A 21,740-nucleotide genomic window follows, 5' to 3' on the forward strand; every position below is an offset into this window, starting at 1 on the left:
GGGAACATACTCTATGCTCATTCTGGGAGTCGAAAATCGACAATGGGAGAAGGGTTGCCTGCCAGGTCGTTGGTTTTTAGGCAAGTTTTCATCGAGCCGTTTGTAACGTCAACAATAAAAAAACCAATTGATGGTTGGACTTTTTTGTAATTCTGCGGGTCGAGACAGTCAGTATTTTCGCTTGAGCCTACTTTGTATTGGTACGAATATGCATCCAGATCGGGAGAAACCGGAAATGCTCTGACGGTGTACAGAAACGGGCTGTCTGAATTTTGGACGATAGAATAAATAGGGGCGAGCTGGCTCGGCCCCTCTAACATCCATCGCCAGTAGATTCTTGCGTTACGTGCATCCCATTGACCAGGAGCACCGATTTTTTGATCCTGCCCCATAATGCATAACAGATACATGCCTGCCCCATCGCGCAGTTCTCGACGTAGTTCGTCCTGGCCGCTGGCATGGCTGACGAATGCTTCGCTATAGCCAACGGTTGTGCCGCAGTCATCCAGTGTTCGCGTGAACTTATACCGATAGTAAGGGCGATCCACAGCGAAGGGCTGGGTCCACAGCCATGGGATGACCTGTCCGGAATGGTCACGCTCAAGTTTTACATGATTGCCCGCGAGCGGGGTACTGGCAAAAGTGAAGCGCGGACCCAAAGAGCAATCTGCGTTAAGACGATCAAATCGGCCCTTGTTGAAACATGCCAGTAAACCAATTGCTGATGTGGCGTAATTGGTGTTCAGCTTTTTGCTCACTTGACCATCTACCACCTCACAGGGTGCTCCCTGGCTGCATCGCGATTGCCCACTGCCTTGGGTTGTTGTCCCCACCACAGCAAGAATTTCATTGTTGTAGCGTCCAAGGACCGGTGAGCCTGAAATACCGCTCACTACATCCAGGCAGCGATTACTGATTTGATCCAGCCATGACCATGGACTTTCAACGATACCTGCTGAATGTTCCCGCGGGCAGGCCATTCGTTGAATGTGGCTTGTTTGAGGTGCCCCAACAATCAATATGTCAGGATTTGCGGGCAAATGGGTTACTATTTTTAACGGTTGCACACCGTCATTTATCAGTTGCCCGATAGTCCGGTCTAGTTGAATAATCGAAATATCCTGCCCCCGAATAGTGCTCCAGTTAATTCGGGTAACGGGATACGATCTGGTGTGGTCGATAGTGTCTTTAAAGAAATTGAAGATGACGCTACCGGTAGCGTCTGCGTTTTCCACAACCACGTTGGGGTTCAGATTTATGCAGTGTCCGGATGTCAGTACATAGGCCGGACTATCCTGTTCATCGGTTGTATGGCGTGTGTCAATCAACGCGCCCGAGCATGTCATGCCCTTATCGGTTTTGACACGGCCAATCGATTGCCAATGATCGTATCGACCGCTCGCGTTGCTCAAGGGTTGTGCAGGCGTAAAGTTTGCTGTTCCTTCCCCCCAATCGATATCAGTCGCTTGAGGGAGAACAGTACAGGCGCTTAGTTCGATGAAGAACATGGGAGCCAATAACATTTTTCTGTAGGAGCGGGTCATGACTCATCCATAAGTTGAGGAAGCCAAACTTATGCTGCAATTCGACGCTCTCTGTGTCTACTGACATAATTAACAGTTCATAGCCTGCGGAGTGACCGATTGTCGCAAATGCGGTGAGTTAGACTTTCAACACCTTCCCGCCAATCGCCACCGCCACCAGCAACACCGCCATCAGCCCGAAGGCAAAACTCAAACTGCTGCCATGGGCGATGAACCCGATCACCGCAGGCCCGGCAAGAATCCCGGCATAACCCAGGGTGGTGATGGCCGGCACCGCGATGCTTTCGGGCATGACCGTCTGTTTCCCCACCGCGGTGTACAGCACCGGGACAATGTTCGAACAGCCTGCCCCCAGCAGCGCATAACCCACCAGCGCCATTTCCCAGTTCGGCGCGAACGTCGCCAGAAACAGGCCCGCAGCGGCCGTCAATCCGCCGAACACAATCACCCGGGTGGCGCCCAGGCGCCGCACAATCGCATCCCCGGTCAGGCGCCCGACGGTCATGGTCAGCGCAAACGCCGCATAACCCAGCCCTGCATAGGCGGTGTCGATCCCGCGCTCCTGCGCCAGGAACACCGCGCTCCAGTCCAGTGCCGCGCCTTCGGCCAGGAACACGATGAAACACATCCCGCCGATGAACAGCACGATGCCGTGGGGCACGGCAAACGCCGGTCCTGAACTTTCGCTGCCGTAGGGCAACAGGTGCGGCGCGGCCTTGCACAGTGCAATCAGCAGCAGCACGTTCATTACCAGCGTCGCCCCCAGCGGAGATACCCCCAGGCCCAGCAAGGCGCTGACGCCAGCCGCCCCGACCATTCCGCCCAGACTGAACAGGCCATGAAACCCAGACATCATGGTCTTGCCACTGGCCCGCTCGACGATCACCGCTTGCAGGTTCACCGTCGAATCCACCGTGCCCAGCCCGGCGCCGAACAGAAATAGCGCGGCAATCAGCGCCGGAATCGAGGAGACCGTCGCCAACAACGGCAGGGCCAGGCAGATCATCAAGGTGCCGCCGACCGCCACCCGGCGACAGCCGAAGCGCGTGGCCAGGATCCCGGCCATCGGCATGGCCAGAATCGAACCCACCCCCAGGCACAGCAACAGCAAACCGAGGGTGCCTTCATCCAGCCCGGCCCGGGCCTTGGCGTATGGCACCAGGGGCGCCCACGCGGCAATGCCTGCCCCGGCGATGAAAAAGGCGATGCGCGTGGACATCTGTTCCAGGCGACCGGGAACGAATGAGGTCCGGGTGTTGAGGTTTGTCATATCAATCCTTGGCAAAAAAATCGCGTCTGCAAGGGACATTGACTCACCGGTGGGGTTCGATCAGCGTCCCGACGGGTTCGCGTTCAGGCTGGGTGACATCCTTGCACAGCCAGACCGTGTTTCGCGATATGTTGAGTCAGGCGAATCATTTCAACGGGGAGGGCGCCATGGCGCGGATGTACGATGCACGGGGCAATATCTACGTAGTGGTGGCGCCGGAAGACTTGCGCCGCAAGGGTATCGCATTACACGAACAGGCCGGTCAGGCAGCGCAAACCCGTGAGGCATGGGCGTTGGCGGCTGTCGAAGCTTGCTGTTCCTGGGCCCCTGGCACACAACCACCCGGTAGCAAGGAGCATCGTAGCGATGGTTTGCTGGTCGGCCCGTTTCAGTCGTCGCACCCTTTTGATCTGTTGATCGTTAACACCGACGGCACGTTGGCCGAACGCAGCGGCAACGGGCTGACGATCTTTTCCCAGGCGCTTGGCGACCAGGGGCTTTGGCCTGCAGGCGAGGCGTGTTTGCTCAGGGTTCATCACGATAAGGCCGACGGGGATTCACCAGGGGAAACTTCGGTGAAACCGGCGCAGGTCGAAGGTGTGCACGGGTTCTGGCTGGACCTGGGCAAACCTTCGTTCGGGCCGGGGGCGGTCAGTGCTCACGGGGTTGGGAGTGTGGCCTTCAACGGACGCGAACTCAGCCACGTGCAGCCGTTGTCTTCACTCAATGCCGCTTGGGGGCGCAGTCAGTTTGCGCGGGTGGGCAATCCGCACTGCGTGACACTTGTCGAGCGCGCGGATGAATTGCCGAGTAACGAGCAGATGCGTGAACCGGGGTTGTCCGAAGGGCTGACGCGTATTGCCTACGCCATGCCGACCGGGGCAGGAGTGCCGTGCCCCGAGGGTGTCAACTTGCAATGGGCGATGCTTGAGTCCGAGGGGCGGATCGTAGCCCGGGTGTTCGAGCGGGGCGAAGGGCCTACGGCGTCGTCGGGAACCAGCGCCAGTGCGGTGGCATGTGCGGCGTGGCGGGTGGGGTGGGTGGCGGCGGGTGAAGTGAAGATTGTGATGCCTGGCGGCACGGCACCGATCTTGTTGGAGGAAATGGACGGTGAATTGAGTCGAGTCAGTTTGTTTGGCATGGCGCGGTTGATGGGGTGATTTCGAAATCGCCATCGCGGGCAAGCCCCACAGTGGTTGATGGCGTTCACAGAGGTTGTGCTCGCCGCCAATCCCTGTGGGAGCGGGCTTGCCCGCGATGGCGTCAGTCCAGTCACTACCAAATTCGATTTAGACCATGAACTCCACCACCGGCATCTGCCGCTTCATCAACACCTTGCCCCCACGCACCGAATACAACGGCAACCCCTGGCTGCGAATCACCTCATAATCGCTGTCCGCCGACAAAATCAGCAGATTCGCCGGCCGCCCCCGTTCCAGACCGTAACGATCACCCAGGGCCATGGCCTTGGCGCTGTTGTCGGTCACCAGGTCCAGGGCGCTTTGCAAATTGCGGTAACCCAGCATGTGGCAGATGTGCAGGCCGGCTTCGAGCACCCGCAAAATGTTGCCGTTGCCCAGCGGATACCAGGGGTCGACGATCGAGTCCTGGCCGAAACACACATTCATCCCCGCTTCGAGCAACTCGTTGACCCGGGTCACGCCGCGGCGTTTCGGGAAGTTGTCGAAGCGACCTTGCAGGTGAATGCTTTCGGTGGGGCAGGAAACGAAACTGATCCCGGAATGCCCGAGCAGGCGAAACAGTTTGGCGCAGTAGGCATTGTCATAGGAGCCCATGGCCGTGGTATGACTGGCGGTGACCCGTGAACCCATGTCGCGGCTGCGTGCTTCTTCGGCCAGCACCTCGAGAAAGCGCGAATGCGGGTCGTCGGTTTCATCGCAGTGCACGTCGACCAGGCAACCGGTGCGCTCGGCCAGGTCCATGAGGAACTTCACCGAACTCACCCCCTGGTCCCGGGTGTACTCGAAATGCGGAATGCCACCGACCACATCGGCGCCCATGCGAATCGCTTCTTCCATCAGCTCCCGACCATTGGGGTACGACTCGATGCCCTCCTGGGGAAAGGCGACGATCTGCATGTCGACCAGGTGTCGGCTTTCTTCGCGCACTTCGAGCATCGTCTTCAGCGCCGTCAGTTGCGGGTCGGTGACGTCGACGTGGGTGCGCACATGCTGGATGCCGTGGGCGGCGAGACTCTGGAGGGTTTTCCTGACGCGGGTCCTGGTGTCTTCCCCGGTGATCGTCATCTTGCGCTCGCTCCAGCACTCGATGCCCTCGAACAGCGTGCCGCTCATGTTCCAGCGCGGCTCGCCGGCGGTCAGCGTCGCATCGAGGTGGATATGCGGCTCGACGAAGGGAGGCACCACCAGATTGCCGCCGGCGTCCAGATCATCGGGTCCCAGGGTCGGCGCCTCGGTCTGTCGGCCGATATTGCTGATCAGGCCGTTTTCCAGGTGCAACTCATGCAACCCTTCTTGGTTGCGCAGGCGGGCGTTGATGATGTGCATCGGGCGAATCCTTTTATAGATCTTCTAGTGGCGCGTTGGCGATACGGGTACCGAGCATCCCGGTCAATATCACATACGTTAGCGCGGCAGCGGCAATCCCTGCCAGTGGCGCGACCCAGGGCGAACTGAACGCCGCGACGGTGCCGACCGCATAAGCACCCAGGCCGGAACCATTGAACGCCGGCAACCGGGCGTCGGCCAGACGTGGATATTGACCGCGATAGAGATAAAAAAAGTCCGCCATGATCACGCCACCGATCGGCGGGATCACCGTGCCCAGCAGAATCAGGTAGGGCACCAGATAGTCGTACATGCCCAGCAACGCCAATACTGTGCCGATCATTGCGCCGGCCAGGGTTACGGTTTTGCGCCGGCCGGTGCGCAGCAGGTTGCAGCCGGCGACGGCGAAGTTGTAGATGGTGTTGTCCTGGGTGCTCCAGATGTTGAGCAGCAACATGGCCATCGCCGCCATGGCGAAACCTTGCAACAGCAACACTTCGACCACGTCCGGTTGCTGGTAGACGATGGCGCCGTACGCGCCGATCAACACCATAAGGCCGTTGCCGACAAAGAAACCGATCAGGCTCGCCAGCACGGCGACCCTGGCCGAGCGCGAGAAGCGCGTCCAGTTGGTCGCCTGGGTCGCGCCACTGACAAAGGTGCCGAACACCAGCGTGATGGCGGTCGACCAGTCGAGGGTGGTCGACGGCACGACCGCCAGCAAGCCGTCGAGCCCGCCGACCTTGGTCGTGGCGACCCACATCGACAGCATCAGCAGTAACATCATGGCCGGCACCGCGATATACGACAGAATTTCCAGTCCGCGATAACCGACATAGGCCGTGGCGCAAAACATCAGGCCGAACAGCACCATCAGGCCCATTACCGTGCCGTCGCTCAATTCAAAATACTTGCCCAACACCACGGCCGCCGTCGCCGTACCCCAGGCATACCAGCCGATCTGGGTGAAACCGAGGATCAGGTCACTGAGCTTGCTGCCGATTTCGCCGAAGCAGAAACGTCCCATCAGCACCGAATTGAGGCCACTCTTGAACGCAATGTAGCCCAGGCCCGCGGCGTAGATCCCCAGCAGCAGGTTGCCAACAATAATCACCGCCATCATTTCGCCGAAACCGAACGCCACCCCGAGCTTGCCGCCGGCAAACATGGTCGCGGTAAAAAAGGTGAAACCCAACAGCACCATGGCCGTGGAGGCCAGGCCTTTGCGGGCATGCATCGGGACTTCGCTGAGCGGGTAGTCGTTGCCGGGAGCGTTTTGCGTCATGGGGCGTTCCTTGCTGGATGGAGGACGCGAAGGGTGTTGCAGCGGTCGTGCCAAGCGGGGCAGGTGTTGTTATTTATAGACGAGCGAGGGCGGTTTGGTTCGGCAGAGGGCGCGAACTATCTGAAGGAACACAGAACCCCTGTAGGAGCTGGCTTGCCAGCGAAAGCGGTGGGTCAGGCAACAACTGTGTCGTCTGACACGGCGCCTTCGCTGGCAAGCCAGCTCCTACAGGGGATAATGGATTGCTTCAGGGGGATTTTTGTAGTGGCAGAAACCGCAGCAACGCCGCGACGATGGCTTCAGGTGCATCTTCCTGAACCAGATGTCCGGCGTTCGGAACCGGATAAAACTGTGACCCCGGGATCATCTCGTGCAATGTCCTGCCACGCTCGATGGGAATCCACTGATCATCCTCGCCCCAGAGAATCTGCACCGGGCAGCGAATGCGCGGGTACTGCGCCTCGACCTCCCGGGTATAACGCTCATCCATCTGTGCGATCTGCAGATAAAACGCAGCCTGCCCCGGATCCCCCAGCCAAGGCTGCACATAAGGGGCGAGTTCGTCGTCCGGGATTTCACGTTTGATCGCCCCACGGATATAGGCCGGCACGACTGCCTGCTGGATGTAATCGGGCAGACCGTTGAATGCTGCCTCATGCTGACGCAGATGCTGCACGAACGGCGACCCCCAGGGCGACAGCGCCACCGGGTCGATCAGCGTCAGGCTGCGGTAATCCTTGCCATTGAGCAGATGAGCACGCAACGCGGTAGCGCCGCCGAAATCGTGGGCCACTACGTCCGGGCAATCCAGGCCCCAATGCTCCAGCAGCCGGGCCAGCAGTTCGTTCTGCACACCCAGGGACACGTCGCCCTCGATTTTGTCGGACAGCCCATAACCCAGCAGGTCAAAGTAATGCACCCGGTGCGTGGTGATGAAATGCGGCGCAATCCGGTGCCACACGTAAGAAGAAAAGGGCGTGCCATGCACAAACACCAACGGCGGGCCATCGCCCCGGACGGCGAAGCGCACGGAGTGCCCGTTGAAGCGATAGGTCTGAGCCAGCGGCCAGTCAGTCATGGATGCGTCCTCTTGGCGTGTGCAAGCCAAAAAGCATAGGCATAAAAAAACCACCGCTAAAGGTGGTTTGATCATTCACTGACGAAACGCATTTCCCGTAGGAGCTGGCTTGCCAGCGAAAGCGGTGGGTCAGGCAACAACTGTGTCGTCTGACACGGCGCCTTCACTGGCAAGCCAGCTCCTACAGGGGGAATGTGGTTGCCGGGTTTATTCGCCGTGGTAGATGCAGCCGCTGGTGCAGGTTTCGTGGATGCGGATTGCGCTGAGTTCCGGCAGCAGGGGCTTCAATTCTTTCCAGATGAATTTGGCCAGCACTTCACTTGTCGGATTCTCCAGCCCGGGAATGTCATTCAGGTAGTTGTGATCCAGGCGCTCATACAGCGGCTTGAAGATCGCCTTGATCTCCGAAAAGTCCCGTATCCAGCCGGTATGCGGATCAAGATCGCCACTCAGATGGATCGCCACCTTGAACGAGTGACCGTGCAGGCGGCCGCACTTGTGACCTTCCGGCACGTGGGGCAGGCGGTGGGCGGATTCGAAGGTAAATTCTTTGAAGATTTCCACAGTGTTTTGAGCTCTGTCAGGTGGCGATCGCCGCGGCGATGTGGGCAGGCGGCGAGTTTAACAGTTTGCGTTTGGGCTTGCGGGAAAACACTGACTAAAGGGTCAGCAAGTGTTTACCGAGACGACCGCTGACGGCTAGATCGAGGAACTCGTCACCCAGCCGACGGCTCTCGTCCATCGCTGCGCGCCAGTACTTTTTTCGACTCGGTGCGTCGCCCATGAAACGCTTGAAATCGTTGCGATCCGGCAGTTTGCCGTAGGGCAGGCGCGCGAGGTATTCCCTTGATGGCGCCAGCAGCAGGACATCCTGCAGGCGCGCAGGACAGGCGCGGCGCCACGGCAGGGTCTTGTCGAACCAGCCGGGAATGACCCGGTCGGTGAAGTGCGGATAGAGCACGATGTCATTGCCGCTGTAGGGCAGGTCCAGGTGATAGTCCAGCAGACCGCCGTCGCGAAAAGTGCCGGTGCCGGCGCCAGGCAGGTCGCGTACGCCTTCCATCACCATTGGAATCGAGCCTGACGCGAGCAAGGCCTGACGCAGGTTGCCGGCATCCAGGGCGACGAAGCGCGACGGGAAATCGTCGAGCGCATTGAGCGGTGGCGCCAGGCGCGGATCGTGGATGATCAGTCGTTCGAAATGCCGCGACAGCCGTGCGCGACCGCGCAGGTTGTCGGCGATCACCGATGACAGGCCCAGCCCCAGCCGGCCACGATGATCGCCCGCGAGCAAGCCGTGGCTTTTGACCACCATGATATTCAGTCTGTAATGAGGGTTGTCGAGGATCGAGGCATCGCGGCCATCGAGCAGTTCATCGAGCATGAGCCGGGAGCTTTGGCTGATCTGCGCCATGGTCACGCCTTTGGCGAAATGCTGCTCGGTGTACAGATGACCGAGGCGCCGGATGCCCTCGGCGGCGTCGGGCAGGCAGGCGCTGGCGAAGCGCCAGGCGCCCACCGAGGCGCCGATCAATGAACGCTCCCGCGGCATTGCCGGTAGCCATTCACCGAATAACGCCAGGTCCAGCCCTTGAATGCCCAACCCCTTGGGGCCGCCGGCGGCGCCGGGCAGCGTGCCGACGTCGGCGGCGCTCAAACCGTTTGCACGAATACGCGCGAAGGCTCGGTGGCCGGCTTTAAGGGTCAGGGACGGGAACTTGATGTGGATGGCGGTCATACCGGTCTCTATTTCTGGCGAGCGGAGGATTATAAGCGCCCCCGATCCATGTGCTGGCTCGAGACGTTGGTTAACGGTAACGCGGGGTGTCAGGAACAACCCGGCGCCGAATCGTTTATCGCGAGCAAGCTCGCTCCTACAGGGATGGAGGGCGTCTGTGATAGCGTGGTGCCAGCTCCAATGATGGCAATTCAGTTTCAGTTAAGTTGCAATCGCTAAAGTGGCTCCCGTAAGCAACACATAAAAATACGGAGACACCCCATGAAAACTTTGACTGCCCTGTTCACCGCCACCCTCATCACCCTGACCGCCGGCATCGCCCAGGCCCGCGACCTGGGCCCCGATGAAGCCCTGAGATTGCGCGACGCTGGTACTATTGTGTCTTTCGAGAAGCTCAACGCCACTGCATTGGCCAAACACCCGGGGTCCGCCATCACCGAAACCGAACTGGAAGAAGAGTACGGCAAGTACATCTATCAGGTGGAACTGCGCGATCCGCAAGGCATTGAGTGGGACCTGGAACTGGACGCTGTCAGCGGGCAGGTTCTCAAGGATCATCAGGATACGTAATGAAGGTGCTTTGTCTTGCAAACCGACGCGTCAGCCGCCTGGCCCTGGCGCTCCTGGTTTTTTGCTCGGTGGCGATGGCCCGGGACCTGGATCAGGACGAAGCCCTGCGCCTGCGACAGCAAGGGGTGATTCTGCCGCTGGAGCAACTGTTGCAGCAGGCCCTGGATCGTTATCCCGGGGCCAAGCTGCTGGAAGCCGAGCTAGAGAAAAAACACGACGTCTACATTTATGAGGTCGAGCTGCTGACCACCGACGGCGTGGTCCGTGAACTGGACCTCGATGCCAGCACTGGCCAGTTACTGAAAGACAAGGAAGATTGACCCATGCGTTTGCTCCTGGTGGAAGACCATGTGCCCCTGGCCGACGAACTGATGGCCGGCCTCAACCGCCAGGGCTATGCCGTGGACTGGCTGGCGGATGGTCGCGATGCGGTGTACCAGGGCAGCAGCGAGCCCTATGACCTGATCATTCTCGACCTCGGCCTGCCGGGGCTGCCGGGACTGGAAGTGCTGACTCAATGGCGCGCCGGTGGCCTGGCCACACCGGTGCTGATCCTCACGGCACGCGGCTCCTGGGCCGAGCGCATCGAGGGCCTCAAGGCCGGTGCCGACGACTACCTGACCAAACCCTTCCACCCTGAAGAATTGCATCTGCGGGTCCAGGCGCTGTTGCGCCGCTCCCACGGCCAGGCCAACCAGCCGACGCTCAAGGCAGCGGGCTTGCACCTGGATGAAGGCCGCCAATGCGTGACCCGCGACGGCGCCGACATCCAGCTCACTGCGGCAGAATTCCGCTTGCTGCGCTATTTCATGCTGCACCCCGAACAAATCCTGTCCAAAAGCCACCTCGCCGAACACCTCTACGACGGTGAAACCGAGCGCGATTCCAATGTGCTGGAAGTTCACGTCAATCACCTGCGGCGCAAACTCGGGCGCAGCGTGATCGAAACCCGTCGCGGCCAGGGTTACCTGTTCGGCGGGCAAGGTCAGTGAGGTCGATCCAGCGCCGCTTGAGCCTGGGATTGATCAGCGTGATGGTGATCGTCGGCCTGGTGCTGGCGCAGACCAGCCTGTGGCTGTTTGAAATGGGCTTGCAGCGCTACCTCGAAGCCGGGTTGCGCAACGACAGTGAGAGCCTGCTGGTGGCACTGGTGCGTGGGCCGCAGGGGTTGCAGCTGGATGAGCGACACCTGTCGCCGGCGTATCAGCGCCCGTTTTCCGGGCACTATTTCCGCATCGACTTTGCCGACAGCCATTGGCGCTCCCGTTCGCTATGGGATCAGGAACTGCCGCGCCTGGATCATCCCGGCCTGCACAGCAACCTGCAACTGGGGCCGGAAGGGCAGCAGCTGCTGATATTGCGCTCGGACTACCGACGCCTGGGCCAGTCGATTTCCATCAGCGTCGCCCAGGACTACACCCCGGTGCGCGACAGTTTTCTGCGCATGCAACAGGTCGGTCTCGGCCTGGGCCTGGCGGGGTTGCTGCTGATTCTGTTGCTGCAGCGGATCACCGTGCGCCGCGCCTTGCGTCCGCTGGAAAAGGCCCGTGAACAAATCGCCCAGTTGCAGCAGGGCCAGCGCTCGCAACTCGATGATAAGGTGCCGGTGGAGCTGGAGCCGTTGGTGGCGCAGATCAACCATTTGCTGGCCCACACCGAAGACAGCCTCAAACGCTCGCGCAATGCACTGGGCGACCTCGGGCATGCCTTGAAAACCCCGCTGGCGGTCTTGCTGAGCCTGGCCTCGAGCGAGAAATTCGACGCTCATCCGCAACTGCGCAAAGTGATTCAGGCACAGCTGGAGCAGGTGCAGCAACGGCTTAATCGAGAGCTCAACCGCGCCCGGTTGTCCGGCGATGCACTGCCGGGGGCGCTGTTCGATTGCGATGGGGAACTGCCGGGGTTGCTGGCAACTTTGAACATGATCCACGGCGAACACCTGGACCTCGGCTATGTGGCGCCGAAGGGCTTGCAGCTGCCGTGGGATCGGGAGGATTTGCTCGAGTTGCTCGGCAATCTGCTGGACAACGCCTGCAAGTGGGCGGATGCCGAGGTGCGCTTGAGCGTGATCGAGACGGCGCAAGGCTTTGAGCTGAGCGTGGAAGATGATGGACCGGGGATTCCCGAGGACCAGCGCGATCAGGTGCTCAGTCGCGGTACGCGGCTTGATGAACAGATGGATGGGCACGGGTTGGGCTTGGGGATTGTGCGCGACATCGTTGATACGTGGGGCGGGGTGATGAGGCTGGAGGAGAGTGAGTGGGGCGGGTTGAAGGTGGTGATCGAATTGCCCAGGCGCTGACCACGATCTCAATGTTCACGCGGTCCCTTGTAGGAGCTGGCTTGCCAGCGAAGGCGTCCTGACAGCCAACATATGTGTTGGATGTGCTACCGCTTTCGCTGGCAAGCCAGCTCCTACAGGGGGGTGTGTCGTCAGTAAAAACCAGGTCAGACGCGGAACTGATCCATCAGACTCTGCTGCTGATTGGCCAGGCTATTGAGTGACTGACTCACCCGTGCCGATTCATTGGCCTGGCCCGACAACGACTCGGTCACATCCCGAATCGTCGCCACATTGTTGTTGATCTCTTCGGCCACTGCGCTTTGTTCTTCCGCCGCACTGGCGATCTGCAGGTTCATATCGCTGATCACTGTCACCGCTTCGCCAATCTGGCGCAGTGCCGTCACGGCCTGGCCTACCTGCTCGACACTGCCCTGGGCCTGGCGATGGCTGTGGCTCATCGACCCGACCACCTCCTGGGTGCCGCTCTGCAATTGCTCGATCACCTGGCGGGTCTCTTCGACAGACTCCTGGGTCCGGCGGGCCAGGTTGCGCACTTCATCGGCCACCACGGCGAAACCGCGTCCGGCCTCGCCGGCCCGGGCCGCTTCGATCGCAGCGTTGAGGGCCAGCAGGTTGGTCTGTTCGGCGATGGCACGAATCACTTCCAGCACCGATCCGATTTTCTCGCTGTTGGCCGCCAGGCCTTCGACTTGCACCATGGCCGCGCTCATGTCGGCAGCGAGGTTGTCGATGCTGGTGGTGGTCTGGTCGATCACGCTCAGGCCGCGTCGGGTAGCGTGATCGGCGTCACGCGCCGCTTGTGCCGCTTGTGCGGCGCTGCGGGCGACGTCCTGGGCGGTGGCGCTCATCTCGTGGGAAGCGGTCGCGACCTGATCCACTTGCCGGTATTGCTGTTCCATGCCGGCACTGGTCTGAGTGGCGATGGCGGAGGACTGATCCGCCGTGCTGCGCGCGTCCTGCACCGAGCGTTTGACCTCGGCAATGATCGGTTGCAGCTTGTCGAGGAAGCGATTGAACCAGCCGGCCAGTTGGCCCAGTTCATCCTGTTTGTCATAGGCCAGGCGCCGGGTCAGGTCGCCTTCGCCGCTGGCGATGTCTTCGAGCATGTGGGCCACGCCGAGAATCGGTCGGGTCACGCTGCGCGCCATCAGCCACACCAGCACCAGGCCGATCAACGCCGCCAGCGCGCCAAGGCCGAGTTCCATCAGCGTGCCGGCGGTGTTGCTGTCATCGAGTTGTTTCTTCAGGGCTTCGGCAGGGCCGACCAACACTTTTTCCGGCACCTCGAGCAGCACGCCCCAGGACTTGCCACCGGGAATCGGCTGGAACGGCGCCAGCACCTTCAACTGCTGGTTGCCGTGCAGGCTCTCGGTCCGGGTGCTGGCGGCGAGCATGCGGATCAGCTCGGCGCCGTTGGTCACGTCCACGGTCTCCAGGCGCTGGCTGAGTTTGCTGGCGTCCGGGCTGTAGCCGGCGAGCAGGCCCACCGGGCTGATGATGCTGACGTTGGTCTGGCCGTCATACAGCTTCTTGCTGGCGCCCTGGCTGACTGCCTGCAGGCTGTTGAGGTTGATGTCCGCCGACAGCGACGCGATGACCTTGCCATTGACCATCAGCGGGAAAACGATGCTCGTCATCAGCACCTTCTGCCCGTCGATCACATAGAAGTACGGTTCGATCACGCAGGGCTTGAGCGTGGTGCGCGGGCAGGTGAACCAGGCATTGGCCGGTTCGCCGCTGGGCCCGGTGCCGGTGTCGGCCATGTCGCTTTCGGGCAGGGCCATGGAGGTCACCTTGCCCGGTGTCGGTTGCGACCAATACAGGGCGAAGCGGCCCTTGTCGTTGCTGCCCAGTTCCGCCTGGCCGGTGAACAGATCGTCCTTGCCGTCCAGCGCATTGGCTTCGAACACCAGCGACAGGCCAAGCAGCTCCGGGTTGGCTTGCAGCGCCGACTTGACCTGGCGGGTCAGGTCTTCGCGCAGGTCGAAGGCGTCGAGGAAGCGCTTCTCGGCCTGATCGCGCAGGAACAGGACCTGGCGGGAAAAGCCGTGTCCGTATTGGTAGGCGTCCATGAACTGCTGACGAATCTCCAGTGCCTGGTTTTCACCCTGGGATTCGATCCGCGCCTGGGCGGCTTCGGTGAGCATCTCCATGCTCGAGGCTTTCACCAATACGGCGCTGTGCTCCATGCGATACAGCGAAAGACCCACCAGCAGGGTCACGATACCGGCCAGGCACAGCCCGGCGAGCAGGGTGATCTTCCATTGAATGGAAAGTTGTCTGAGCGACATGGAGACGTCCTTTATTCGATAATTATCTGAGACTCGGCACTGTAGCGGCAGGGGTCCGGCTTTCTTTATGCCGCCCTGCGAATAAGAGGCATACCTGAATGGATGCCTTGCACGGACCCCCTGTAGGAGCGAGGCTTGCCCGCGAAGGCCGTTACGCGGTTCCATTGAGAACCGCGTTATCGTTCTTCGCGGGCAAGCCTCGCTCCTACAGGGGATCGCGTAGGGGCTTTGACATGGGGGTGACTCTGCGGCAAAGTGCCCGCCCTCTAATAAAACCCACTCTTCAATCCGCTGGCGGCTCACGCAGACTGCCGGCCGGATTCATTCCGTTTGTCTTGAGGTCTTGATAATGAATGCAGTAATTGCCGCGGTTGGCGTCATGCTGGTACTCAGCCTGTCCCGCGTGCATGTGGTGATCGCGCTGATCGTCGGCGCGCTTGTCGGTGGTTTGACCGGTGGCCTGGGCATCGACGCGACGCTCAAGGCGTTCAACAGCGGCCTCGGCGGCGGGGCGACGGTCGCTTTGTCCTACGCCTTGCTGGGTGCCTTCGCGGTGGCCATTGCCAAGTCAGGCCTGGCCCATGCCCTGGCTGACAAAGCCTTGGCGATGGTCGATCGCCAGCACGCCAGCGGTGGCGGTCAGGTCAAGTGGCTGCTGATCGGCCTGCTCTGGGTAGTGGCCATCGCCTCGCAGAACATCTTGCCGATACATATCGCCTTTATTCCGCTGCTGGTGCCGCCACTGTTATATGTGCTGACCAAGCTGCAACTGGACCGGCGGTTGATCGCCTGTGTCATTACCTTCGGCCTGATCACGCCCTACATGTTCCTGCCCGTGGGCTTCGGCAACATCTTCCTCAATGAGATCCTGCTGGCCAACGTTGCCCGTAGCGGCGTCGATATCAGCGGCATCAACGTCACCCATGCCATGGGCATTCCGGCGCTGGGCATGGTGTTCGGCCTTGGCGCTGCGTTTATCAGCTACCGCAAGAAGCGTGTCTACAACCTGGAAAAGATCGAACAGGTCGAACAGGTCGCGGTGCAGTACAACCCCCTGAGCCTGATGGTGGCCGGCCTGGCCATCGCCGCGGCGTTCATCGTCCAGTTGCTGCTGGACTCGATGATCATCGGTGCGTTGGCAGGGTTCCTGATTTTTTCGGCATCGGGCATCGTCAAATGGCGCGACACCGACGACCTGTTCACCGAAGGCATGAAGATGATGGCGATGATCGGCTTCATCATGATCGCCGCTTCCGGCTTTGGCGAAGTGATCAAAGCCACCGGAGAGGTGCAGACGCTGGTCGAAACTTCGGCCTCGTGGATCGGCCACAGCAAGGCGATCGGCGCGTTGCTGATGTTGCTGGTGGGCCTGCTGGTGACCATGGGCATCGGCTCGTCGTTTTCCACCGTACCGATTCTGGCAGTGATTTTCGTGCCGCTGTGCGTGCAACTGGGTTTCAGCCCGCTGGCGATTGTCAGCATCGTCGGTACCGCCGGTGCCCTGGGTGACGCGGGTTCGCCCGCCTCGGACTCGACGCTGGGCCCGACATCCGGCTTGAACATCGATGGACAGCATCACCATATCTGGGACACCGTGGTCCCGACGTTCCTGCATTACAACCTGCCGTTGCTGGGGTTTGGCTGGGTGGCCGCGATGGTCTTGTAAGTCACACATCCCCCTGTGGGAGCGAGCCTGCTCGCGAAAGCGGTCGGTCAGTCACACCAATGCTGGATGTGCTGCCTTCGCGAGCAGGCTCGCTCCCACAGTATTCACTCCTTGACTGACAGGGTTTAGGGCCTGTCCCAATACGGCACCGCACCAAAACACTCGACAAAAAAATCGATCACCGTCCTGACCTTCACCGACAACCGTCGACTGCCCGGCCAGAGCACGGCGATCTGCTGCGGTTCGAGGCTGTTGGACACCTGATAGCCCCCCAGCACCGGCACCAGGGTGCCGTTGCGCACCGCCTCGCCAATCAGCCACGACGGAAACATCACCAGCCCCAGGCCTTGCTCGGCAGCCTGGGTCAGCGTGTCGGCGTGGTTGCCGGTGATCGGTCCCTTTACCGAATACGGCGTCCAATCCTGCTGGCCTTGGCGAAAAAACCAGCGCTGCTGGCCGGTCACGCCTTTGTAAGCCAGGCATTGATGAGTCTGCAGATCGTTCGGGTGTTGCGGGGTGCCATGGCGTTTGAGGTAAGCCGGGCTCGCTGCGACTTGAAAGCGGTGCGGCGCCAGAATGCGTGCCTGCATGCTCGAATCATGCAGCGGGCCGATGCGAAACAGCAGGTCGGCGCCTTCCTGCAGCGGGTCGATGTAGCTGTCGGTCTGCTGGATATCCAGTTGCAGTTTCGGGTAGCGCTCGCAGAGTTGCCCCAGCCACGGGGTCAGATGCCGCTGACCAAACACCACTGGCGCATTGATCCGCACCAGCCCGCTGGGCTCGCTTTGCTGTTCCTGCAAGGCTTGTTCGGCTTCTTCCAGTTGCACCAGCACCAGCCGCGCGTGATGCCCAAGCATCCGCCCGGCTTCAGTGGGCGAGACGGCGCGGGTGTGGCGGTAGAGCAGTTGCTGGTTCAGCGCCTGCTCCATCAATTGGATCTGCCGGGAAATCGAAGAGGGCGCCAGGCCTTCGCGCCGGGCTACTTCGGAAAAACTGCCGTGGTCCAATACCGCGACAAACAGTCGAAGCGCCTTGAATCCGAGTTCGTTGAGGCCGTGCATGATCGATCCTGCTGTGCGGTTTACGCAAAAGTGTTGTCGGGATACTCCCATTTATCGCAAAACATCGCCAGCCGATAATGCGCGCCTATCCCACTGACAACGCCCCCCCTGTAGGAGCTGGCTTGCCAGCGAATGCGGTAGAACATTCAACACATGTGTTGGCTGTCAGGACGCCTTCGCTGGCAAGCCAGCTCCTACAGGGGGAACGCGCTTTGATCGACTACACAGGAACTCCCGATGCAATCTTCTTCAATCGACCACGTTAACGTTGTCGCAACGCCAACCACCAAACCCGGGCTGCGCTTGTTGCTATTGCCGCTGGTCATCCTCGCCGGCATGGGCCTTTCCGTGGAGGCCGGGTTGCTCGGGCCGCTCGGGGTTCAGGTCGGGCACTTGTGGGCGACCTTGAGCATCTTCGGCGTAGGTTCGGCGATCCTGTTTTTGCTGCTGTTGTTCAGCGGCCCGCAACAGGGTCCGGCGTTGAACCAGCTGCCGCGCTGGCAATTGATCGGGGGGTTGCTCGGGCCGATCTACGTGGTGGTGCTGACCCTGGCCACGCCGTACATTGGCATTGCCATGACCATGATCGCGATTCTCTCCGGGCAAGTCGGCAAGAGCGTACTGATCGATCACTTCGGCTGGTTCGGCGCCACCCGCAAAAAGGTCAACGGCGAACGTTGGCTGGCCTTGCTGCTGATTGTCGCGGCACTTGTTCTGATCGCTCGGGGTTGATGATGAATCTGATTATATTGTTGGCGGTGGTCGTGGCCGCTGGAGCGGTATTGAGTGTCCAGGCGGCGATCAACGGGCGACTGGGCGAAACGGTCGGCGTGTTGCGCAGCAGTCTGCTGACCTTCGTGGTCGGTGCGGTGGTCACCGGGTTGTTGATCCTGTTTTTCGAACCGGCCCATGCCGTGAGCCTGCTGGACGTGCCGAAGTGGCAGCTCGGCGGCGCACTGTTCGGCGTGGTGTACATGATGGTGATGGTCGGCGCGGTACCACGGGTGGGGACAGCGGTGGCAACGGTCGCGGTGATCGTCGGGCAACTGGCCATGGGGATGTTGATCGATAACTTCGGCTGGCTGGGCAATCCGCCGATCGAGTTGTCCGGCACTCGGGTGTTGGCAATGGTGCTTCTCGCCCTGGCGCTGCTGTTCATGTACCGCAGCAATACACGGGAGGCATGACGCTCCTACACTCTTGTTACGGTGCGCAGTCCAGCGCCGGACAACCATACCCATGGAGTCAGACTCATGATCGACAGTGAAAGTATCTGCGACTGCCCCAAATGCTCCTGCAAGCTAGGCGAACATCCGATTGCACGTCACGGCAAGCACTATTGCTGCGAAGCCTGCGCCAAGCACCATGAAAATGGCGAAGAATGCGCCAGTAAAGGTTGCAAGTGTGCCCACGGCAAATAGCTGATCCAGGCAAAGGTGGAGCCTATTCGGGCTCCACTTCCAGTTTCAGGCTTTCATCGTCCAGTCGCTCGGTACGGCGGACGACGCCATTGAAACGTCGTCCTGCAACCCTGACCACCAGCGTTTTTGCCTTTTCCAGATCCTCGGGCAAGGGTGGCTGGACGCGTAACGCAAAGCATGTCGGATCATTTTCAACTTGTTCCAGCCCGACCAGACACTCGGCGCTTTTGGTGACCCGCCCGAATAGCGTATCCAGGCCGTAGTCGATGTGTGCCATGCTGGTGAGCGGTGTCGTGGTCATGCACTGTTCCCTCCCAATGTCCGATACGGGCGCGACCGGTCAATTCGCCGGGCGCCACTTGACGTTCTCCACACCGAATTTCTCCGCCATCGGCTTGCTGGTCTTTTGCACCTTCTCCCTGCCGAAGCGCGGGATCCGACCCACGCCGGCGTCACAGCTCGCCCAATGCCAGGCCTCCGCGTTATCCATTTTTTCCAGGCGGATAATGAAAGACTTGGGCGCGCCATGAAGGGTGTATTCAATGACGAAAAGTTTTGCATTGTTCATAGAGCCCGTAATCCTCCCTGTGGTAATAGAGGGATCGTTCGGGCTGCGGAAAATTCATTCGGATTGTCGGACGGCTGCGGCTGCGCCTGAAAATCGGCGTTGTTGTAGACTCTCGGGATATCTTTTCAAGGTGTTTTCCTAATGAGCGAGTCGATCCGTCTGACCCAATACAGCCATGGCGCAGGCTGTGGCTGCAAGATTTCTCCCCAGGTGCTGGAGGTGATCCTCGCTGGCAGCGGGGCACAGAATCTTGATCCGAATCTCTGGGTCGGCAACGCATCACGCGACGACGCGGCGGTGTATGCCATCGACGAAGAGCGGGGCGTGGTGTCGACCACCGACTTCTTCATGCCGATCGTCGACGATCCGTTCGATTTCGGCCGCATCGCCGCGACCAATGCCATCAGCGATATATACGCCATGGGCGGCGACCCGCTGATGGCCATCGCCATACTCGGCTGGCCGGTGAATGTACTGGCGCCGGAGATTGCCCGGGAAGTGATTCGTGGCGGGCGGTCGGTGTGCGATGAAGCTGGGATCCCGTTGGCCGGTGGGCACTCCATCGACGCGCCGGAGCCGATTTTCGGCCTGGCCGTGACCGGGCTGGTGCAAAAGCGCCACATGAAGCGCAACGACACCGCCACCGCCGGTTGCCTGCTCTACCTGACCAAGCCCCTGGGTATCGGCATCCTCACCACTGCGGAGAAAAAGGGCAAGTTGCGCCACGCCGACATCGGCCTGGCGCGTGACTGGATGTGCACCCTGAACAAACCCGGCAGCCGCTTCGGCAAGCTCGATGGCGTGACCGCGATGACCGACGTCACCGGTTTCGGCCTGCTGGGGCATCTGGTGGAAATGGCCGATGGCAGCCAGTTGACCGCGCGTATCGAATACGACCGTGTGCCACTGTTGCCGGGTGTCGAGTACTACCTGGACCAGGGTTGCGTGCCCGGTGGCACCTTGCGCAACTTCGACAGCTATGCCAGCAAGCTCGGACGCCTGCAGGAACTGCACAAACGCGTGCTCTGCGACCCGCAGACCAGCGGCGGCCTGCTGATCGCAGTCACCCCTGAAGGCAACGCACAATTTCTCAACGTGGCCGCCGGGCTGGGCCTGACCCTTGAGCCGATCGGCGAATTGATCGAGCGACAGACTAACGCGGTCGAGGTGTTTTGATGACACTCGACTGCACCGATTACCGCGACATCTTCCTCAACGACCGGCCGATGATGGACGCCCGGGCGCCGGTCGAATTCCTCAAGGGTTCATTCCCCGGCGTGATTAACCTGCCGCTGATGAATGACCACGAGCGGCAGCGGATCGGCACCTGCTACAAGCAGCACGGTCAGCAAGCCGCGATCACGCTGGGGTTTCAATTGGTATCCGGCGACATCAAGGCCGAGCGCATCCGGGCCTGGGCCGATTTTGCCCGGGCGCATCCTGATGGCCATCTGTATTGTTTTCGCGGTGGATTGCGCTCGCAGATCGTCCAGCAATGGCTCAAGGACGAGGCGGGGATCGACTATCCGCGGGTGGGTGGGGGCTACAAGGCGATGCGCACGTTCCTGTTGGATACGGTCGATCAGGCCGTCGCCCAGTGCGATTTCGTGTTGCTCGGCGGCATGACCGGCACCGGCAAGACCGAGGTGCTCACGCAATTGAGCAACGGCCTTGACCTTGAAGGCCACGCCAATCATCGCGGCTCCAGCTTCGGCAAACGCGCCACCGGTCAACCCTCCAACATCGACTTCGAAAACCGCCTGGCCGTGGACGTGCTGAAGAAGCGCGCCCGTGGCATCGAGCAGTTCGTGCTGGAAGACGAGAGCCGGGCGATCGGCAGTTGCGCTCTGCCATTGCCGCTGTTCCAGGGCATGCAGCACTATCCGATGGTGTGGCTGGAAGACAGCCTGGAAGGGCGGGTGGAGCGGATCCTGCGCGACTACGTGGTGGATTTGTGCGCCGAGTTCGTCGATGTGCGTGGCGATGAAGGTTTCGGGCTGTTTTCCGAGCGGTTGCTGGCGAGCCTGAACAATGTGCAGAAGCGCCTGGGCGGCGAGCGTCATCGGCGGATGCTGATATTGATGGAAGATGCGTTGGCGGAGCAGGCGCGCAGTGGGGCAGTGGATCTGCACCGGAGCTGGATCGAAGGGCTGCTACGGGAGTATTACGATCCTATGTATGCGTTTCAGCGGGAGAAGAAGGGCGCGCGGATCGAGTTTGCGGGGGAGCGGGGGGCGGTGCTTGAGTATTTGCGCGAGCGGGTGAACCAGCGAGGTTGATGGTGTTTTACTGGCCCCATCGCGGGCAAGCCCGCTCCCACAAGGGGCAGCGTCGATCACAAATCTGTGTTCCACCACAGACCACTGTGGGAGCGGGCTTGCCCGCGAAGGGGTCGGCACAGACACTACAAAACTG

The 21,740-nt window shown here is 60.7% G+C and carries 22 protein-coding genes and 1 pseudogene; 11 read left to right on the top strand and 12 right to left on the bottom strand.

Annotated features, from left to right (window positions below):
• Nucleotides 1-17: 17 nt before the first annotated feature.
• Nucleotides 18-1,544 (bottom strand): trypsin-like serine peptidase, encoded by a 1,527-nt coding sequence (locus tag J2W17_RS03030; protein ID WP_307328963.1) that lies wholly within the window; start codon nt 1,542-1,544, stop codon nt 18-20.
• A 118-nt stretch (nt 1,545-1,662) separates the two neighbouring features.
• Nucleotides 1,663-2,814 (bottom strand): MFS transporter, encoded by a 1,152-nt coding sequence (locus J2W17_RS03035; protein ID WP_307328967.1) that lies wholly within the window; start codon nt 2,812-2,814, stop codon nt 1,663-1,665.
• A gap of 167 nt (nt 2,815-2,981) precedes the next feature.
• Between J2W17_RS03035 and J2W17_RS03040 the strand changes: the two genes are divergently transcribed.
• Nucleotides 2,982-3,974 (top strand): diaminopimelate epimerase, encoded by a 993-nt coding sequence (locus J2W17_RS03040; RefSeq protein WP_307328970.1) that lies wholly within the window; start codon nt 2,982-2,984, stop codon nt 3,972-3,974.
• 129 nt (nt 3,975-4,103) lie between these two features.
• Here the strand turns inward: J2W17_RS03040 and codA are convergent, their stop codons facing one another.
• The 5 genes from codA to J2W17_RS03065 all read right to left on the bottom strand — a co-directional run bounded on the left by codA (nt 4,104) and on the right by J2W17_RS03065 (nt 9,443).
• Complete coding sequence (gene codA / locus J2W17_RS03045) at nt 4,104-5,342, bottom strand: cytosine deaminase (protein ID WP_307328973.1); 1,239 nt, start codon at nt 5,340-5,342, stop codon at nt 4,104-4,106.
• 13 nt (nt 5,343-5,355) lie between these two features.
• Nucleotides 5,356-6,627 (bottom strand): cytosine permease, encoded by a 1,272-nt coding sequence (gene codB, locus J2W17_RS03050; RefSeq protein ID WP_307328976.1) that lies wholly within the window; start codon nt 6,625-6,627, stop codon nt 5,356-5,358.
• 247 nt (nt 6,628-6,874) lie between these two features.
• Nucleotides 6,875-7,705, bottom strand: coding sequence for an alpha/beta fold hydrolase (locus tag J2W17_RS03055; RefSeq protein ID WP_307328979.1), 831 nt, complete (start codon nt 7,703-7,705; stop codon nt 6,875-6,877).
• A gap of 207 nt (nt 7,706-7,912) precedes the next feature.
• A complete protein-coding gene (queD, locus tag J2W17_RS03060) occupies nt 7,913-8,269 on the bottom strand; it encodes a 6-carboxytetrahydropterin synthase QueD (protein ID WP_008152165.1) in 357 nt (118 codons plus the stop codon).
• Nucleotides 8,270-8,363: 94 nt separating this feature from the next.
• Complete coding sequence (locus J2W17_RS03065) at nt 8,364-9,443, bottom strand: patatin-like phospholipase family protein (RefSeq protein WP_307328983.1); 1,080 nt, start codon at nt 9,441-9,443, stop codon at nt 8,364-8,366.
• 261 nt (nt 9,444-9,704) lie between these two features.
• Between J2W17_RS03065 and J2W17_RS03070 the strand changes: the two genes are divergently transcribed.
• The 4 genes from J2W17_RS03070 to J2W17_RS03085 are packed head-to-tail and all read left to right on the top strand — an operon-like array spanning nt 9,705 to nt 12,315.
• Nucleotides 9,705-10,013 (top strand): PepSY domain-containing protein, encoded by a 309-nt coding sequence (locus tag J2W17_RS03070; RefSeq protein ID WP_307328986.1) that lies wholly within the window; start codon nt 9,705-9,707, stop codon nt 10,011-10,013.
• A complete protein-coding gene (locus tag J2W17_RS03075) occupies nt 10,013-10,333 on the top strand; it encodes a PepSY domain-containing protein (RefSeq protein ID WP_307328989.1) in 321 nt (106 codons plus the stop codon). The genes J2W17_RS03070 and J2W17_RS03075 overlap by 1 nt, the downstream gene beginning before the upstream one ends.
• A gap of 3 nt (nt 10,334-10,336) precedes the next feature.
• Entirely contained in the window at nt 10,337-11,005 is a 669-nt protein-coding gene (locus J2W17_RS03080) for a response regulator transcription factor (protein ID WP_307328992.1), read from the top strand.
• Nucleotides 11,002-12,315, top strand: a complete 1,314-nt coding sequence (locus J2W17_RS03085) for a sensor histidine kinase (RefSeq protein ID WP_307328996.1) — start codon at nt 11,002-11,004, stop codon at nt 12,313-12,315. The genes J2W17_RS03080 and J2W17_RS03085 overlap by 4 nt, the downstream gene beginning before the upstream one ends.
• A gap of 146 nt (nt 12,316-12,461) precedes the next feature.
• Here J2W17_RS03085 and J2W17_RS31030 read toward each other — a convergent pair whose 3' ends face one another.
• Both J2W17_RS31030 and J2W17_RS31035 read right to left on the bottom strand, forming a co-directional pair.
• A complete protein-coding gene (locus J2W17_RS31030; protein WP_373459951.1) occupies nt 12,462-13,217 on the bottom strand; it encodes a methyl-accepting chemotaxis protein in 756 nt (251 codons plus the stop codon).
• 102 nt (nt 13,218-13,319) lie between these two features.
• A pseudogene (locus J2W17_RS31035) lies at nt 13,320-14,774 on the bottom strand (HAMP domain-containing protein); the annotation flags it as partial.
• 184 nt (nt 14,775-14,958) lie between these two features.
• Here J2W17_RS31035 and J2W17_RS03095 point away from each other — a divergent pair.
• On the top strand, nt 14,959-16,275 hold the full coding sequence (locus tag J2W17_RS03095; RefSeq protein WP_307329002.1) for a Na+/H+ antiporter family protein: 1,317 nt from the start codon (nt 14,959-14,961) through the stop codon (nt 16,273-16,275).
• A gap of 125 nt (nt 16,276-16,400) precedes the next feature.
• Here J2W17_RS03095 and J2W17_RS03100 read toward each other — a convergent pair whose 3' ends face one another.
• The gene (locus J2W17_RS03100) at nt 16,401-17,336 is read right to left on the bottom strand and encodes a LysR family transcriptional regulator (protein ID WP_307329005.1); all 936 of its coding nucleotides are present in this window, start codon (nt 17,334-17,336) and stop codon (nt 16,401-16,403) included.
• 237 nt (nt 17,337-17,573) lie between these two features.
• Between J2W17_RS03100 and J2W17_RS03105 the strand changes: the two genes are divergently transcribed.
• The 3 genes from J2W17_RS03105 (at nt 17,574) to J2W17_RS03115 (ending at nt 18,757) form a co-directional block, all read left to right on the top strand.
• Nucleotides 17,574-18,068, top strand: coding sequence for a DMT family transporter (locus J2W17_RS03105; RefSeq protein ID WP_307329008.1), 495 nt, complete (start codon nt 17,574-17,576; stop codon nt 18,066-18,068).
• Between the two features lie 2 nt (nt 18,069-18,070).
• Nucleotides 18,071-18,523, top strand: a complete 453-nt coding sequence (locus J2W17_RS03110; protein ID WP_307329011.1) for a DMT family transporter — start codon at nt 18,071-18,073, stop codon at nt 18,521-18,523.
• Nucleotides 18,524-18,589: 66 nt separating this feature from the next.
• Nucleotides 18,590-18,757: a metallothionein gene (locus tag J2W17_RS03115; RefSeq protein WP_150800966.1), complete on the top strand. Its 168-nt coding sequence runs from the start codon at nt 18,590-18,592 to the stop codon at nt 18,755-18,757.
• A gap of 22 nt (nt 18,758-18,779) precedes the next feature.
• Here J2W17_RS03115 and J2W17_RS03120 read toward each other — a convergent pair whose 3' ends face one another.
• Nucleotides 18,780-19,058 (bottom strand): hypothetical protein, encoded by a 279-nt coding sequence (locus J2W17_RS03120; RefSeq protein WP_307329017.1) that lies wholly within the window; start codon nt 19,056-19,058, stop codon nt 18,780-18,782.
• Nucleotides 19,059-19,097: 39 nt separating this feature from the next.
• On the bottom strand, nt 19,098-19,325 hold the full coding sequence (locus J2W17_RS03125; protein WP_064678785.1) for a DUF6555 family protein: 228 nt from the start codon (nt 19,323-19,325) through the stop codon (nt 19,098-19,100).
• A 141-nt stretch (nt 19,326-19,466) separates the two neighbouring features.
• Here J2W17_RS03125 and selD point away from each other — a divergent pair, with 141 nt between their 5' ends.
• Nucleotides 19,467-20,501: a selenide, water dikinase SelD gene (gene selD, locus J2W17_RS03130; RefSeq protein ID WP_307329021.1), complete on the top strand. Its 1,035-nt coding sequence runs from the start codon at nt 19,467-19,469 to the stop codon at nt 20,499-20,501.
• Nucleotides 20,501-21,604 carry a tRNA 2-selenouridine(34) synthase MnmH gene (gene mnmH, locus J2W17_RS03135; RefSeq protein ID WP_307329024.1) on the top strand — a complete coding sequence of 368 codons (1,104 nt, stop codon included), beginning with the start codon at nt 20,501-20,503 and terminating at the stop codon, nt 21,602-21,604. Before selD ends, mnmH begins: the two co-directional genes overlap by 1 nt.
• Nucleotides 21,605-21,740: the final 136 nt, after the last annotated feature.

Source organism: Pseudomonas lini (assembly GCF_030812475.1).
Classification (GTDB): domain Bacteria; phylum Pseudomonadota; class Gammaproteobacteria; order Pseudomonadales; family Pseudomonadaceae; genus Aquipseudomonas; species Aquipseudomonas lini_A.